This window comes from Aerococcus sp. UMB1112A (assembly GCF_030230715.1).
In the GTDB taxonomy this organism is placed as follows: domain Bacteria; phylum Bacillota; class Bacilli; order Lactobacillales; family Aerococcaceae; genus Aerococcus.
Window position 1 is genome coordinate 156,530 of sequence record NZ_JASPDS010000001.1, and the last position, 16,467, is coordinate 172,996.

General features: G+C 46.9%; 11 protein-coding genes and 1 tRNA gene. 2 read left to right on the forward strand and 10 right to left on the reverse strand.

Annotated features, from left to right (window positions below):
- Positions 1-5: 5 nt before the first annotated feature.
- From glgD to QP860_RS00790, 8 genes are all read right to left on the reverse strand, one after another.
- A complete protein-coding gene (gene glgD, locus QP860_RS00755; protein WP_284912034.1) occupies positions 6-1,151 on the reverse strand; it encodes a glucose-1-phosphate adenylyltransferase subunit GlgD in 1,146 nt (381 codons plus the stop codon).
- Entirely contained in the window at positions 1,138-2,280 is a 1,143-nt protein-coding gene (locus QP860_RS00760) for a glucose-1-phosphate adenylyltransferase (RefSeq protein WP_284912035.1), read from the reverse strand. The genes glgD and QP860_RS00760 overlap by 14 nt, the downstream gene beginning before the upstream one ends.
- Before the next feature lie 29 nt (positions 2,281-2,309).
- Positions 2,310-4,250 (reverse strand): 1,4-alpha-glucan branching protein GlgB, encoded by a 1,941-nt coding sequence (gene glgB / locus QP860_RS00765; RefSeq protein WP_284912036.1) that lies wholly within the window; start codon positions 4,248-4,250, stop codon positions 2,310-2,312.
- Positions 4,251-4,492: 242 nt separating this feature from the next.
- Positions 4,493-4,879 carry a lactoylglutathione lyase gene (gloA, locus tag QP860_RS00770; RefSeq protein ID WP_067971571.1) on the reverse strand — a complete coding sequence of 129 codons (387 nt, stop codon included), beginning with the start codon at positions 4,877-4,879 and terminating at the stop codon, positions 4,493-4,495.
- Positions 4,880-5,422: 543 nt separating this feature from the next.
- Positions 5,423-5,507 (reverse strand) — tRNA-Leu (locus QP860_RS00775).
- 66 nt (positions 5,508-5,573) lie between these two features.
- Positions 5,574-6,374, reverse strand: coding sequence for a hypothetical protein (locus tag QP860_RS00780; RefSeq protein ID WP_284912037.1), 801 nt, complete (start codon positions 6,372-6,374; stop codon positions 5,574-5,576).
- Between the two features lie 48 nt (positions 6,375-6,422).
- Complete coding sequence (locus QP860_RS00785; protein ID WP_284912038.1) at positions 6,423-6,911, reverse strand: SprT family protein; 489 nt, start codon at positions 6,909-6,911, stop codon at positions 6,423-6,425.
- On the reverse strand, positions 6,901-9,048 hold the full coding sequence (locus QP860_RS00790) for a Tex family protein (RefSeq protein ID WP_284912039.1): 2,148 nt from the start codon (positions 9,046-9,048) through the stop codon (positions 6,901-6,903). The genes QP860_RS00785 and QP860_RS00790 overlap by 11 nt, the downstream gene beginning before the upstream one ends.
- Before the next feature lie 748 nt (positions 9,049-9,796).
- Between QP860_RS00790 and QP860_RS00795 the strand changes: the two genes are divergently transcribed.
- The gene (locus tag QP860_RS00795; RefSeq protein WP_284912048.1) at positions 9,797-12,466 is read left to right on the forward strand and encodes a cation-translocating P-type ATPase; all 2,670 of its coding nucleotides are present in this window, start codon (positions 9,797-9,799) and stop codon (positions 12,464-12,466) included.
- Positions 12,467-12,555: 89 nt separating this feature from the next.
- On the opposite strand, the gene QP860_RS00800 is transcribed toward QP860_RS00795, so the two are convergent.
- Positions 12,556-13,239: a hypothetical protein gene (locus tag QP860_RS00800; RefSeq protein WP_070617307.1), complete on the reverse strand. Its 684-nt coding sequence runs from the start codon at positions 13,237-13,239 to the stop codon at positions 12,556-12,558.
- Positions 13,240-13,419: 180 nt separating this feature from the next.
- Between QP860_RS00800 and QP860_RS00805 the strand changes: the two genes are divergently transcribed.
- Positions 13,420-14,616, forward strand: a complete 1,197-nt coding sequence (locus tag QP860_RS00805; protein WP_070617305.1) for an O-antigen ligase family protein — start codon at positions 13,420-13,422, stop codon at positions 14,614-14,616.
- Between the two features lie 86 nt (positions 14,617-14,702).
- Here QP860_RS00805 and argS read toward each other — a convergent pair whose 3' ends face one another.
- The gene (gene argS / locus QP860_RS00810; protein ID WP_070617303.1) at positions 14,703-16,394 is read right to left on the reverse strand and encodes an arginine--tRNA ligase; all 1,692 of its coding nucleotides are present in this window, start codon (positions 16,392-16,394) and stop codon (positions 14,703-14,705) included.
- Positions 16,395-16,467: the final 73 nt, after the last annotated feature.

Genomic DNA, 16,467 nt, shown 5'->3' on the forward strand with positions numbered 1-16,467 from the left:
TTGCATTAGGCTTTAATCCGTGTATTCTTAGCAACCACTAGGGGCTCTTCGGGCGTTCCTTCGACCACAGCCCCGGCCTCAACATAGACCCGCTTATCCAGGATGGCATGCTTGACCCGGGCGCCCTCTTCAATGACACAGCCTTGGAAGAGGATAGAATTCTCGACTTCTGCCCCCTCGTGAACCTCAACCTTGCGTGAAATTTGCGAGTGGGAAATCTTACCTCGGATATCGGTATGGGTCGCGATCTGTGCATTGTGAACCTCAGCCTTTTTGCCGTAATAAGTTGGAGCCCCATTATGGGTCCGGGTAATAATCGGCAACTCAGTGTGGAAAAGGCTAGTGAAGGCTTCCCCTTCCAGCATGGAGAGACTGGTATCATAATAGGCCTTAACGGAATCAATATTGGCCACAAAGCCCTTGTGTTCATAAGCTTGGACGGTATAATCCAGGAGATATTTCTCAATAATTTGGTCGAGATTATCATTGAGGTTCTCCGCATTGGCCTTGTCAATAATTTCAAGCAAGATATTGGCAGGCATGATGGTCATGTTCATATCGAAGTTAACTGTTTCGCCTTCAATTGGCGTAACGCCTTCCTTAGCCAGGTCAGTCACATAGCCCTTGTCATCGATGGTCAATAAATTCTCATCAGGATGATATTCGACGAAAGTCTTTTCCTTCTTAGCATACATCCGCATCACTTCGGCGCTGCCCGCTTCAAAAGTATCCAGCATGTCCACTAAGTTGACGCTAGATAGGATCTTAGACCCCGAAATAAAGACATACTCGCTATTGGCCCGTTCGATAAAGATCTTGTGGTCTTCATAGAAGTCACCAATCCGGCTGGCCGCTTCATAGAGAGCCTTCTTATGCTTCATCTGCGAATAAGTGAAGATCCCGCCTGAATTCGTATCCAGGTCCCAAGCCTGGCCGCTGCGGATGTGGTCATAGACGGACCGGCCCGTTTCATTAATGAAGATAGCTGCTGAGCGCACATCGGCGTGTGACAAGCTCGACAGGGTAAAATCTAGAAGGCGATAGCGGCAGGCAAAAGGCAGGGCGCCAATTGGCCGACTATCCGTCAGCGGAGCTAGCTTGTTATCATCTTCAGTCATATTAATAATGGCACTTAATTTATTCTTCTTCATTGTCGCTACCTCCCACTACTTCTTCATAGCCGACGACTTTAATTTCTTCTGGGGTCCCAATCACTTGGGCATTGTCCGCAATTTGGGCGCCTTCCCCGAGAATAGCATACTTAATCACGGCATTTTGTCCCACGCGCGCTCCAGTCATCAGGATTGACTTCTCCACTTGGCTGTCTTTGCCAATCTTCACGTCTTGTGAAATAACTGAGCGGTTGACCCGGCCACGGATGAAGGCTCCATCACAGACCATGGATTCCGTCACCTCCGCCTCTTCCGTTAATAATTGAGGAGGTGACACGATATTTTTACTATAAATAGGCCAGTCATTTGAGCGAATATTGAGGGGGTGGTCAGGGTCCAGGAATTCCATATTGGCTTCCCAGAGACTTTCGATGGTCCCCACATCCTTCCAATAGCCATCAAAAGAGTAAGCATAGAGGGCTTCATCATTGTCCAGATAGGCTGGAATCACGTCTTTCCCGAAGTCTTCCATTTTTTCAGGGTCTGAAGTGAGATAGTCCCGCAGCTTGTCCCAAGTAAAGATATAGATCCCCATGGAAGCTAGGTTCGACTTGGGATGCTCAGGTTTCTCTTCAAACTCAATAATCTTATCATCGTCATCGGTATTCATAATCCCAAAGCGTGATGCCTCTTCCATGGGCACCGGAATGACCGCAACGGTACAGTCTGCCCCGTTGGCCACATGGTCTTCTAGCATGCGTTCATAGTCCATCTTATAGATATGGTCCCCCGACAGGACTAAGACATATTCCGGCTTCTGGCTATCGATAAAGCTAATGTTTTGGTAGATAGCATTGGCTGTCCCTCTAAACCATTTTTCCCCATCTTCCGTAGAAGAGTAAGGTTGGAGGACATAGGCGCCACCTTCGTTAGAATCTAAGTCCCAAGGCACTCCCACCCCAATATGGTCATTGAGGACTAAGGGTTCATACTGGGTCATGACCCCCACTTTTTTGATGCCAGAATTGGCACAGTTACTCAAAGGAAAATCAATAATACGGTATTTGCCTCCAAAAGGAACAGCTGGTTTGGCAATTTCTTTGGTTAATTTACCGAGGCGGGTCCCCTTACCCCCAGCAAGTATCATAGCTAATAGTTGTTTTTTCATAATGATCGAGATTACTCTCTTTCCCCTCCTTAAACTAAATCTTCTTTCTTTAATGGTTCTGGCCTCTCCGTCAAAAGCTGATCGGGCTTCAATAGGAAGGTCGACAGGGAGGGCAATACGACAGATAGCGAATAATCAAAGCCTTGGTGGGGCACTTGCTCTGCCGTATAAGTTTCCTGCTGGTATTCCCAATTGCCTCCAAATTCCTGCATTTCACTGTTCAAGAGGACACGATAAGTTCCTGGATACGGTACCCCCAAGCGGTAATTCTGACGTTCCACGGGGGTAAAGTTATAAGCACACACAATAAAATCTTCTGGATCTTGGCTCTTTCGGATAAAGGCCGCCGTAGTTTCTTGGTCATCATCCGCTTCCAGGAAACGGATACCTTCTGGGCTCAGGTCCAATTGGTGGAGGGCTGCTTGGTCTTGGTAGAGCTGGTTCAAGAACTGGATGTAGTGCTGGTATTCCCGGTTATAGGGCCGGTCCAGGTCCTCCCATTCCAGCTGGCTGTAGAAGCGCCACTCTAAGAATTGGCCAATTTCATTGCCCATGAAGGATAATTTCTTACCTGGATAGCACATCCGGTAACCCTCTAGTGTTCGCAAGTTTGAGAACTCATCATAACGCGTTTGCCCCGGCATCCGCCCTAAGAGGGACTCCTTGCCGTGGACCACTTCGTCGTGGGAGAAGGGCAAGATGAAGTTCTCATGGAACATATACATGAAGGTAAAGTTCACTAACCTATAGTTGTGAGACCGATAGATGGGGTCCAAGCTAAAGAAATTCAAGGTATCATTCATCCAACCCATGTTCCATTTGAAGTTAAAGCCCAAGCCCCCCTCGGAAGTGGGGCGGGTCACCCCATCCCAAGCCGTGGATTCTTCCGCAATCATGAGATAGGAGTCATCCCGCAAGAAGATCTCCTGGTTCAAACGGCGGAGGAAGTCTACCCCCTCCAAGTTAACATTATTGCCATAGCGGTTAGGCTGCCAGTCCCCAATATCATAGTCCAAGTAGAGCATATTAGAAACGGCATCCACCCTCAAGCCATCGACATGGAATTCCTCCAGCCAAAAAACAGCATTCGAAATCAAGAAGCTGTGGACTTGGCTCTTGCCTAGGTCAAAATTATAGGTCCCCCAGCGGTTATTAACCGCACGCTGGGAATCTTGAAATTCAAAGCACGGGGTCCCGTCGTAATAGGCCAGAGCATCATCATTGCGGACAAAGTGGCCGGGCACCCAATCCACCAAGACCCCAATCCCCGCCTGGTGGCAGGCATCCACAAAACGCATTAGGGGTTCAAAGTCGTGGCCGAAGCGACCTGCGATCGAAAAATAGCCCGAAATCTGATAGCCCCATGAAGCCTCCAAAGGGTGCTCCATCAAAGGCATGAATTCGATATGGGTATAGCCCATTTCTTTGACATAAGGAATAAGTTCCTTCCTCAAGTCATCGAAGCTATAAGCCGACCCATCCGGATGACGGCGCCAGGAGGACATATGGACCTCGTAGATGTTTAATGGCCGGTCATAGCGCTTAGCTTTCCGACGCTCGGCCAGCCACTCGGCATCCTGCCAGTCATACTGGGGCAAGTTCTGGATCACCGAAGCTGTCTTGGGTGGGACCTCACTGGCAAAGGCGAAGGGGTCTTGCTTTTCCTTTTTACGCCCTGCTTGGTCCGTGATCACAAATTTATAGAGGTCCCATTCCTTAGCCCCAGCCTTAAAGATGGTCCAAGCCCCAGTCTCCCCCACTGCTTCAAGGGCCTCTTCCTGCCACTGGTTAAAGCTTCCAATAATTGCAACGGTCTTAGCCCGGGGAGCCCAGACTGTAAAACGATAACCCTCTTGGCCGGATTCATCGCGGCAAGGCTTGGCACCTAGAAAATGATAAGCGGAAAAATGATTGCCTAAATTGAAATAATACATTTCTGTTGACAGTTGGTCTTTGGTCAATTGCGGCATATTCCCCCTCCTCCCTTTTTATAAAAACGCTTGCATTTATTTCTAAAAAAAAGCGAGAACAAAGTTAATTGTTCTCGCTTTCTCCTAGACAAGGGATAAAGCTGTTCACAGCAACTTTATCCGAGCACCTACTTCCTGTAGTGTTGCTAAGCAACGTGTGCTCTCTATATTCTCAATACACAGTTAAGTGTACTCAGCTCATCGCGAGATAAGTATAGCACAGTTTCCACTAAAAAGGCAAGTTATTTCCAAGCCTCTTCGTCAATAACTTCAATCTTGTAGCCATCTGGGTCAGTCACAAAGTAGTAGAATGGCTCTGTCCCAGGTAAGCCGACATAGTCTGTTACAGGATAACCCGCTTCCTTATGAGCTTGGTGGAGTCCTTCGGCATCTGCGGTTACAATCGCAATATGCCCATAACCATTCCCTAAATCATAGGCTTCATGGTCATAGTTATAAGTTAACTCTAATTTATAGTCTTGGCCTGGTAAAGAAAGATAGCAAAGCGTAAATTCATTATCTGGGAAATCCCGACGCTCCACCTCTTCAAAACCAAAGGCATCTTGGTAAAACGTAATGGACGCTTCTAAATTTTTAACGCGTACACATGTATGATCCACTACTGGCATTCAATCATCACCTTTCCTTATGTCTATTCTACCTAACTTTCATCCTTTTTTAAAGAAATATGATAAAAAAATGATAAGTTTATCAAAGAAATTCTTTAAAGCACATAGCCCAGCACACTGATAGCTTTCTCTTTTTCAGAATGAAAAACTTATCCTAGCAAGCTTTCTTCCCTAAAAACCGACTCAAAACTTTTCTCAAAGTAAACAATAGCAGCCACAAACTGGCTAAGATCAGATTCCTTGTTAACATCATCAGGCCCAGACAGCCAGCCCCTCCTTTCATGACAGGTCATAAGTTCATTCTATCATGAAGTGAGGATATTTGCCTGCTTGATTGTTAAAAAGGCCCTCCTTTGTGGCAAGCATTTCGGGCAAGCGCAAACGATTTCGGGTGCAAAATGCATGCAAAAATATTTTTAATTCTTTGCACTTCTCCTGAAAGCTCAAATTTTTTTAAAAATAGAAAAAGGCTAGAAAGCATTACTTCTACAATACTTTCTAGCCTTTTCTCACATTCAGTAAGCTTCTTGAGCTTTTTATGAATGCGGGTAACAGGACTTGAACCTGCACGGGAGTTACTCCCACTACCCCCTCAAGGTAGCGCGTCTGCCTATTCCGCCATACCCGCGTTGCTTAACACAAGATATATCTTACCGCATATCGGTTAAGCTGTCAACCGTTTTTCCTAATTTTTTTAGAAAATAATGTTCACTAAGAAAATATTAAGCAAGACAAAGCAAGCAATAGCGATTAATGCTGCATAGTAGCGGTTGATCCAGGATACCCGCGACTCATAGAGGTAATAGAGGAGCGGGATCGAAATCAGGAAGACGATGAACTCCAAGAGCATTAAGAAGAGAACCAGGATGGAGAAGAGCAAGGGCGCGATTAAACTACAGAGCATGGCCAAAATGGCAAGGACCACGGTCAGACTATTCATGCCCATAAAGCGCGTCACCCATTCCAAGTTGCTCTGGTCCAGCTTAAAAATCAAGCGCATGGTGGCCTGACTAATCGCGGCGATTAACCAGAACATCACAAAGAAGTACACCAAGGCCTGGATAAAGAACAACCAAGGATTAAAGTAATAATCAATGTTGGGTAAGATCGAGATGCTGGATAGCCAGGCATAATTAGAGAAAGCAAAATTCGCCATGGCTGTTAGGGTCACCGTATTGGTCAGGGTGAGGATCACCAGCATAGCCACCCCATAGTAGGAATTGATATAACTAGGATTTTGGATATTCTTAATCGGATTCTTCAAAAAGGCCAAGAAGCAACGGGAGAAGTCTTTGGCATAGGCGGTCCACTTCTCCTGGTCAGCCCGTCTTTTCCGGCTCATTTTTTTGGCCTTCTTATCTGTTTCTTCTTCAGTCTTACTGTCCGCTTCTTGCAGGTAGAAATCTTGCTCAGTCTGGATAACCTGTCCACACTTAGGACAAACTAGGTCATCCTCTGCAAGCTGGCAGTCACAATTTTGACATCTTTTAATCACGGCAGACTCCTTTCATTTTAATGTAAGGGTGTGAGAAAAGGCTAGCCCTTAACTGTCACCAAGGCCATCTTCAGGCCCCTCGACTTGTACTAAGACCCCTAAGCAGTCGCCACACATGGCGCGAGGGTTGATGCGGCGCTCGCGCTCATAAAGTTCATGGCAGCATTGACAGCGGTAGTAATAGAGCTTTCGCTCGGAGGGATCAAGCAAGTCGGGCACATAGTCAATCCCCCCAACTGCTTCTAAAAGCTCCTTGAATTGCGAGTTGCCATGCCGGTAACCACTTCCTTGTCGGTAAAGGTGGTAGTGGCAAAGCTCATGGCGGATCACTTTAACGAGCAGGTCTTGGTCATAACGGTCAAGAATTCTAGGATTAAAATCTAACTTACAGGACGGGGAATGGAAGCGCCCGCCGGTTGTCCGCAAGCGCCGGTTCCATACCGCCTGGTGGCAAAAAGGGCGTCCGAAGTCTTCAAGAGACACCTTCTCCACTAGAGCCTGTAAGGCAGCATCTGAATAAGTCTTTTTAGTTTTCAATCATCGTCAGTCCAATCCGGCCTGTTTGGGTATCCACCGATTCCACCCAAACATTGACAATTTCACCCACAGCCACGACATCACTTGGGTGTTTCACAAATTTCTTGCTGAGCTTGGAGATATGGACCAGGCCGTCCTGCTTGACCCCAACGTCGACAAAGGCCCCAAAATCGACCACATTGCGGACGGTTCCTTGTAAGGCCATGCCTTCTTTGAGGTCACTCAGTTTCAAGACATCTGAGCGCAAGATTGGCGCATCCAAGTCATCCCGCGGGTCGCGACCAGGTGCCAGGAGGGAATCTTGGATGTCCGTGAGGCTCTCTTCCCCTATCTGGTAATCAGCCGCAAGACGTGAAATATTCCAGTGTTTAATCTGCTGGCGGACAGCATCTTCATGGATGTCGGCCAGGCCAATGCCCTGGTCAGCTAGAATTTTATTAGTGAGTTTGTAACTTTCCGGGTGGATAGCCGTCGCATCGAGGACTTCTTCCCCGTTGAGGATACGCAAGAAGCCGGCACATTGTTCGAAGGCTTTAGGACCTAAGCGGGAAACATCCTTGAGTTCTTTACGGTTCTTAAAGAGCCCATTGTCATTGCGATAGGCCACAATATTCTTGGCCACCGACTTGTTGACGCCTGACACATGGACCAGCAAGGAAGGACTCGCCGTATTCAAGTTCACCCCTACCCGGTTCACCACGGTTTCGACGGTAAAGTCAAGAGAGTCGGAGAGTTCTTTTTGGGAGACGTCGTGTTGGTATTGGCCGACCCCAATGGATTTCGGGTCAATCTTCACCAATTCTGCCAGCGGGTCTTGGAGGCGGCGGGCAATGCTGACGGCAGACCGTTCTTCGACATTAAAGTCTGGGAACTCCGCCCGGGCCACTTTACTGGCGGAATAGACCGAAGCCCCGCTCTCATTAACAATCATATATTTGAGATTTGGGAAACGATTTTGGATTTGGTCGGCCACGAATTGCTCCGATTCTCGACTCGCAGTCCCATTCCCAATGGCCACCATTTCTACCCCATATTTTTCAACCAGTTGGCCGAAAATTTTAGCAGCTTCTTCGACTTTATTGACTGGGTGGGTTGGATAGATAATTGCCTTATCGAGGAATTTCCCCGTTTCATCCACGACTGCTAACTTACAGCCGGTCCGGAAGGCGGGATCGAGGCCTAAAACAACCCGGCCCTTGAGCGGAGCCTGCATGAGCAAGTGGTAGAGGTTATCAGAGAAGGTTTCAATGGCGTGGGCTTCAGCCTCCTCGGTCAATTCGGAGCGGATTTCCCTTTCCACTGCCGGCAGGAGGAAGCGCTGCATGGCGTCCTGGATCGCTGCCTGGAGCTCCTTCAAGCTGACAGGGTGCCCATCGATCACCTGGTTAACTAAGTACTCTAAGACTGGAAATTCATCAAACTCAAAGTTCAAGCGCAGGATTTTTTCTTTCTCGCCGCGGTTCAAGGCCAGAACTTGGTAGGGTTTGAGCTTACCGAGAGCTTGGGAGAAGTCATAGTAGACCTTGTAGACCTGCTTATTATCTTCCGCTCCCTTGGCCTTCTCACTCACTAGGCGCCCCTCTTCTTTGACATAGCGGCGCAGCCATTGCCGGTAGCGAGCCGTTTCGCTGATCCATTCACAGAGGATTTCATGGGCTCCAGCTAAGGCTTCTTCTAGACTAGGGACTTCTTCAGTGACATACTTGGCCGCTTCCTCTTTAGGATCTCCCGTTTTAGGACTGGCATAGAGCCATTCAGCCAAGCCTTCCAAGCCCTGGTCTTTGGCAATCGTTGCCTTGGTCCGGCGCTTGGGTTTGTAGGGTTCATAGAGGTCTTCTAATTCTTGGAGCTTATCTGCCTTTAGGATTTCTTTTTTTAGCTTGGGTTCCAGCTTACCTGCAGCTTCAATGGTGTCGAGAATCGTTTCCCGGCGTTTCTCCAGATTTTCAATATAATCATAAGTTTTTTGGATCTTACGAATTTCCACTTCATCGAGGGATCCCGTCTGTTCCTTCCGGTAGCGGGCGATAAAAGGAACCGTATTGCCCTCCTCCAACAAGCTGAGGACACTTTGGATTTGTTTCTTCGAATAAGTCGGCATCTCTTGATGCACTAACTTCAAATAATCTTCATTCATGAATATTTGACACCTAACTTCCTTTAAAAATTCCCTTATAATTTTTTATTATAACACGCGAAATATAAGTAAATCTAATTTTACTTGCACGCTATTAATGCAATGCTTTTATTCTCTATCCTACTGATTCTAGATATAGTAAAATTGATAGATATTTTATCGAGTTACATTCTTATTATAAAAATTTTGAAGCTTTGTCAACTTAGCTAGCGTTAGATTATCAATTCTCTTTCTATTTCGTGCATTATTAAGAGAAGAACGTGATGGTATTTCGCACTCTACACAAATCTCATAAATTGAAAAATCACTATCGAATAAAAGATATTCAATTTCTTTAGTATTAATTATCATACTGCTTACCTTCCTAAATAAAGACAGGGCTTACGCCCCGTCTAATTCAACCTTCTCTATGCTGCTCCATTATAGCATTCTTCTCTCGCTTGCACACCTTAAAATAATTAACAAGAATTCGAGTTATAAATTGCATTTTCGTCTTTTATCCTCTATACTAACTATACATATTAGTGTACAAATCATAAGGGAGTAACCTGCAGCATGTCTGCGGTAATATCAACAGGCGCAGTCAATTGTATTGCTGGTATTACCTTAATTTGGTGAGACTTATGCTACTGGGGGACGACAGTAGTATGAGTCTTTTTTTACACTATTATATAATAAACTGCTCAGTTGAGCGAAGAAGGAGTGTTTATAATTGGACCAACAAGAGTCAGGGAAGAAGTATTTCACCATGGATGTTCCTGCCGTTGAAGATGAATTCCAAACGTCAACGACAGGCTTGACCAATGCCCAAGCCAAAGAACGCCTGGACCAATACGGCCCCAACGAGATCCAAGAAGGTGAAAGTAAGTCTACTTTCCAAAAGTTTATTGATCAGTTCAAGGACCTCATGATCATTATCCTGCTTATTGCAGCTGTGCTTTCCGTTATCCTGGAAGGCTATGAGGGGATGGTCGACGCGATCATTATTCTTGCCGTTGTTATTATTAATGCCATTCTTGGGGTTATCCAAGAGAACAAGGCTGAAGACGCCATTAATTCATTGAAAGAAATGTCTTCGCCCCAAGCCAATGTCCGCCGTGACGGTGAGATTCGTGCCATTGATTCACGCGAAATTGTGCCTGGCGACGTTGTTTTACTAGAAGCTGGGAATGTTGTGCCAGCCGATATGCGCTTGATCGAAAGCAATTCTTTGCAGATTGAAGAAGCGGCCCTTACCGGGGAATCTGTACCTGTTACCAAGAACTTAGAATTGGCGGACGACACAGCAGCTATCGGGGACCGTAAAAATATGGCCTTCTCCTCCACTAACGTCACTTATGGACGCGGTGCCGGGATCGTTACTGGGACTGGAATGAATACAGAAGTCGGCCATATCGCGACCATGCTGGATAATGCCGAAACTAAGAAGACGCCACTCCAGGAAGACCAAGATAAGTTGTCTAAATTCCTTACCGTGGCAATCATTGTTATCGCTGTTATTATCTTTGTGGTTGGTTTAGTTCAAGGCCGCTACTGGGTCGATATGCTCTTAACCGCGATTTCAATCGCTGTTGCTGCCCTTCCTGAAGGGCTGCCAGCCATCTCAACCATTATCCTCGCCCTGGGGACACAAAAGATGGCCGACCGCAATGCCCTTGTGCGTAAGTTGCCAGCTGTTGAAACCCTGGGTGGAACTGAAGTGATTTGTTCCGATAAGACAGGTACCCTGACCCAAAATAAGATGACCATCGAAAAGGTCTACTACAATGGCCAAATCCATGATGCTAGTGAAGACATTGACTTCGAAGAACCTGTCTTCAAGATCATGAATATGGCGAATGACACCACGGTTTCATCCGACAAGAGCCTGGCTGGGGACCCAACCGAGACCGCCATGGTTCAATTCGGGATCGACAAGGGTTTCAAACTCGATGAAGCTCTCCAAGCCCAACCTCGGATTGGTGAAATTCCTTTCGATTCTGAACGTAAGATGTCAACCACTGTTCATCCAAGCTCAGACAAGGCTCAAGGTCAATTCGTTGTGATGACGAAGGGTGCGCCTGACGTTATTATTGACAACTGTGACTATTACTATGAAAATGGTCAGATCCATGAAATGACCGAAGCCTACCGTGACAAACTCTTAACAGCTAACCACGATATGGCTGTTGAAGCCCTGCGTGTCCTCGCTATGGCTTTCAAGTATATCGATGAAGAAGCTGACGAGTATACCAGTGAAGAACATGAACGTCATTTGGTATATGCTGGTATGGTCGGTGAAATCGACCCTGAACGTCCAGAAGCTAAGGACGCGATCGCTACCGCTAAGGCAGCTGGTATCCGGACTGTTATGATCACGGGTGACCACCAAACAACAGCTGCTGCCATTGCAGAACGTTTAGGTATCATTACCGAAGAACATGATGAATCTGCGGTAACCACTGGGGCTTACCTCGATACCATCGACGATCAGCAATTAGAACAAGAAGTCGAACAATACTCTGTTTATGCTCGGGTTGCCCCTGAACATAAGGTAAGAATTGTTCGTGCTTGGCAATCCAAGACCCACAACAAGGTTGTTGCTATGACCGGTGACGGGGTCAACGATGCACCATCCCTCAAACAAGCCGACATCGGGATTGGTATGGGGATCACTGGTACAGAAGTTTCCAAGGGTGCTTCCGACATGGTGCTGGCTGACGACAACTTCGCCACCATTGTCCATGCGGTCGAAGAAGGACGTAAAGTCTTCGCTAATATCCAAAAAGCGGTTCAATACCTCTTATCAGCTAACCTAGGTGAAGTCATGACCCTCTTCATTGCCACCTTTGCCAACTGGACGATCTTAGAACCTATCCATATTCTCTGGATTAACCTGGTTACCGATACCTTCCCAGCCATCGCCCTAGGTCTAGAAGAAGCGGAACCTGACGTGATGGAACACACCCCACGCGGTCGCCGGACCAACCTCTTATCTGGTGGGGTCTTGGAAGGCATTATCTACCAAGGGATTTATGAAGGTGGGATTACCCTCTTCGTTTACTGGTATGCCATTAACCGGATGCAGGTCGAACACGTTGACGCGGAAGCCATGGCCTTCTTAACCCTGGCCTTTATCCAATTGGCCCACGCCTTCAACTGTAAGTCCGTATACCGGTCACTCTTCTCAAGTAATCCATTTAACAACAAGGCCTTCAACTTGGCCATCCTAGTTTCTGCTGCCATGCTGATCATTACCGTCTTTGTTCCAGGCTTAAACGATGCCTTCGGTACCATCCACTTGGTTAATGATCCAAATGCCGGTCAAATGTGGACAGTTATCATTGTTGCTGCTCTGTCTATCATCCCTTACGTAGAGATTATCAAATTCTTCCTACGTCAATCCGGCTATGCAGCCAAATCAGAAGATCACAAATAAGAAGCCAAGTCTCTTAACTCGGCTTAAGTAAAAAACAGAGCCTCCTGTCCAAAAGACGGGAAGCTCTGTTTTTGTGTTGTCGAAAAAAATTAAATAAAAAGATCCAAAATATCGCTTAGAGACTTTCCAAAAATGGTCTTCCCTTCCTCTGCTTCGGCCTGCTCAAGGGCCTCTTGGCGGTAGCCATTGCTATGGAAGCGGATAGTTTCATCTTTATGACTTCTCTCTTCTTTCGCAGACTGGTCATCTGCTGTCTCTGGCAGCTTTTCTAAATAAGCGTAGGAGAAACAATACTTAGCTGGGAGGACGGCTTGGGACTGACCGTGGTTGTCGTAGCAGCGAAATTCCAAGTCCCCCTGGTCATTATAGCGATAGGCGTAGGCCAGAAGCCAGTGATTACCATAGGGAGACCCTAGGAGACCTGCTGTTCCCACGACAAAGGGCCCGTAGCCTGCAGCCATTAAGTCAGGGACTTTAACTTCTGAAAAGAGACCGACCTTGACCCGGTAGCCTTGGGGTCCCAAGAGACTGTCTAAGCCCGAATAAATGTTCCAAATAAAGGTACCCTTGTGTAAGTGCTTGTCATCGACTAACTCTTGGCTGGCCCCGAGTAAGCGGCCCGGGTCCAAGGCCCGTCCTGTATCAGCCAGAACACGGTCATGGACTAAGGCAGCAGTGACATAGGACCCACAAATTCCAGGCTCCTCGCGGTTAATCCAACTTCTATATTTTGCAAAGCGGTCTGCTGGCAGACCCTGCCATTGTTCAACCATTCATTTCCCTCCATATCGCGAATATCATATCCCTATTCTACCATTCTTACTTGCCTTTGTCAGAGGATGAGGATCGGCCGAGCAAAGCTGGTCTTGATTTTAGAAATTCTTTGTACTTCTCTAGCTATAACGTGGTATCATAGTAACTAATGATAAGTTATAAAGGAGGAGGTGATTCGCATGAAGACCCTCTCAAGCGATCGTTTACCCTGGGACCTGCAAGCCTTGCTCTTGATGATCTTATTAATTAGCAACTTCTTCCCCTTCTATATTACGGTCACCGTGATGACGGTTATTTTTATTATTTTAGGGGGCTGCGGGCTTTTCCGCCCCAGCTTTACGGATAATAGTGGGGTCATGGCAGCCTTTTGGATATTTATCGCTTACAATATTAGCATTTCCCTCGTCTATCAAAACTGGTTGGGTGTCCTCATATCTTTTGGCTTTGCTATCTACTTAATTTTTTTCAAGTATTATTTTGATGCCATCAAGCCTTATTTTGTGGAAGACTTGATCAATGTCAGCCTTATCGCCAGTTTTATTCTTTTTATTTTTGCCCTGCTCGAGCACTTTCAGTTCATCCAGGAATGGGACTACACCTTTATTTCCGAAGCTATGGGCAAGCAGCATGCGGACCGGGTCGAAGCGACTTTTTTTAATCCGAATTACTATGCTATGATGCTTGAATTCTTCATCATTATTGGCCTCTACAAGTTGACGCGAACCAAGAAATTGCGAAAGAAATTAGCCTTCGCCTTCATTACCCTCTGTAATCTGTCCGCTATATTCTTTACTGGAGCTAGGACCAGCTTTATGGTGGTTGTCGGATCAATCGTCGTCTTCTACTATGTTTACGGCTACCACAAACAGGCCTTGGTCAGCTTAGGGCTGATGGTGCTTGGCGTTCTTGGTTTAATGGTGACCGACCTCTTCCCCCGCATGGACTCCCTATCTTGGGCCTTGGGGGACCGGATCCATATCTGGCAGACAGCCTTGCGAGCGCTCCGCCATAACTATCTCTTTGGCCAGGGCCCCTTGACCTACTTGCAGGTCTGGAACGAGTACCCTGGGGGAAAATCAACCATCCATTCCCACAGCATCTACCTGGATCCCCTGCTCAGCTATGGGATAGTCGGCTGCAGCATCCTCTTTCTCCCTTTCTACCGCTTTGCTAGCTTGATTAATACCATGAGAAAGCATCCTGCTCTCCGTCTTCGTTTGGCCCTGATCTGCTCCTTTATTTCCATTGTCCTCCTCCACGGTCTCCTAGACCTGACGATCTTTTGGATCCAGACCAGCTTCCTCTTCCTTATCATCGTCCTACCGATTAAAAATATGATCCAAGAAGCCGAAGCCGGACTCTATCCCGAAAAATAAAAAGAAGCCTTGACCCTTTCAGTCCAACTGATTGGTCAAGGCTTCTTTTAATATGATAATTGATTGCTCAAGTTTTTAGCCCTTCCCTACATTTCATGTGGTGCAGCGACACCGAGCAGGTTCAAAGCTGCTTCTAGAACAATTGTCGTTGCTTTAACGAGGGCTAAACGTGACTCTAAGCCTTCATCCTCTTCAAGGATACGGTTGTGAGCATAGTAGCGGTTAAAGTTCTGAGCGAGGTTGATCGCATACTTAGCAATCACGCTTGGCTCATAGTGGCGGTAGGCCTTTTCAATGGTTTCTGGGAAGTCATTCAAGGCCTTAACAATAGTATAGGCTTCTGAATCTTCTAAGGTATAGTCAGCCGCCAGGTCAAGGTCGCGACCTGATTTGCGCAGGATGGAATGCGCCCGAGCATTGGCGTATTGGACATAGGGCCCAGTCTCCCCTTCAAACTGGACAATTTCACTGAGTTTGAAGTCAAAGTTATTCATCCGGTCATTCTTCAGGTCGTGGAAGATGACAGCTCCGACCCCAACTTGGTGGGCGACCTGGTCTTTATTGGCTAAATCTGGGTTCTTTTCTTCGATTTGTGCTTCAGCCAGGCGGATAGCTTCATTGAGAACCTCTTCGAGAAGGACCACCTTACCTTTACGGGTAGATAGCTTCTTCCCATCCTTGGTCACCAGACCGAACGGAATATGGTGGATGTCATCGTACCAGTCGTAACCCATTTCTTTGAGGACCGCCTTCAATTGCTTGAAGTGGATACTCTGCTCATTGCCCACCACATAGAGGGACTGAGCAAAGTCATAGTGGTCCTTACGATAGAGGGCAGCGGCCAGGTCGCGGGTCATATAAAGGGTCGCTCCATCTGACTTTTTGACTAAGGCAGGAATCAAATCATACTTGTCTAAGTCAACAATCGTCGCCCCATTATCGACCTTGAGCAGGTCCTTTTCTTCCAGGAGCTCGATCACTCGGTCCATCTTGTCATTGTAGAAGGCTTCACCCTTGTCAGAATCGAATTCAATGCCTAACATCGCATAGATGCGGTTGAATTCTTTGAGGGACTCGCTTCTAAACCAACGCCAGAGGGTCAATTCTTCTTCCGAACCTTCTTCCAAGGCCTTAAAAGCTTGGCGGCCCTTGTCATTTAAGCTCTCATCTTCCTCGGCTTCTTCGTGGAACTTCACGTAGAGGCGTAAGAGTTCCTGGATCGGATTCGCCCGGACCTCTTCTTCCGTTCCCCATAAGCGATAGGCCACAATTAATTTCCCGAACTGTGTCCCCCAGTCACCCAGGTGGTTGATCCGAATGGGGTTAAAGCCGACCTTGGCCAAAATATTCCCAATCGCATTCCCAATCACCGTAGAACGCAGGTGGCCCATGGACATAGGTTTTGCAATATTCGGGCTGGACATATCGATGGTGACATTGCCCCCATGGCCTAAGTCCTGTTGGCCGTAATCTGAACCCTGGCTGAGAATTTCTTTTAAGACTTGCTTAGACACTTGGTCCGGCTTGAGGAAGAAATTCAAGTAAGGGCCCACTGCTTCAACCTTGTCTAAAGCAGGGTCATTTATCTCAGCAGCGAGTTCTTGAGCAATGGCTTGGGGTGCCTTGCGCAAGGCCTTGGCTAAGAGGAAGCAGGGAAAGGCAATATCGCCGTGGTCACTATGCTTAGGAGTTTCGAGGGCAGCTTCAATCTGATCCACATCCAAGTGGTCAGAAACTGACTCATAAATCACTTCGGCAACATGATGTTTTAAATCCATAACACAACTCCTTGTCTTTTTGGGTGCGGATTTGAGCACCTCTTTCATCTTAACTATTTTAGCATAGAATCTT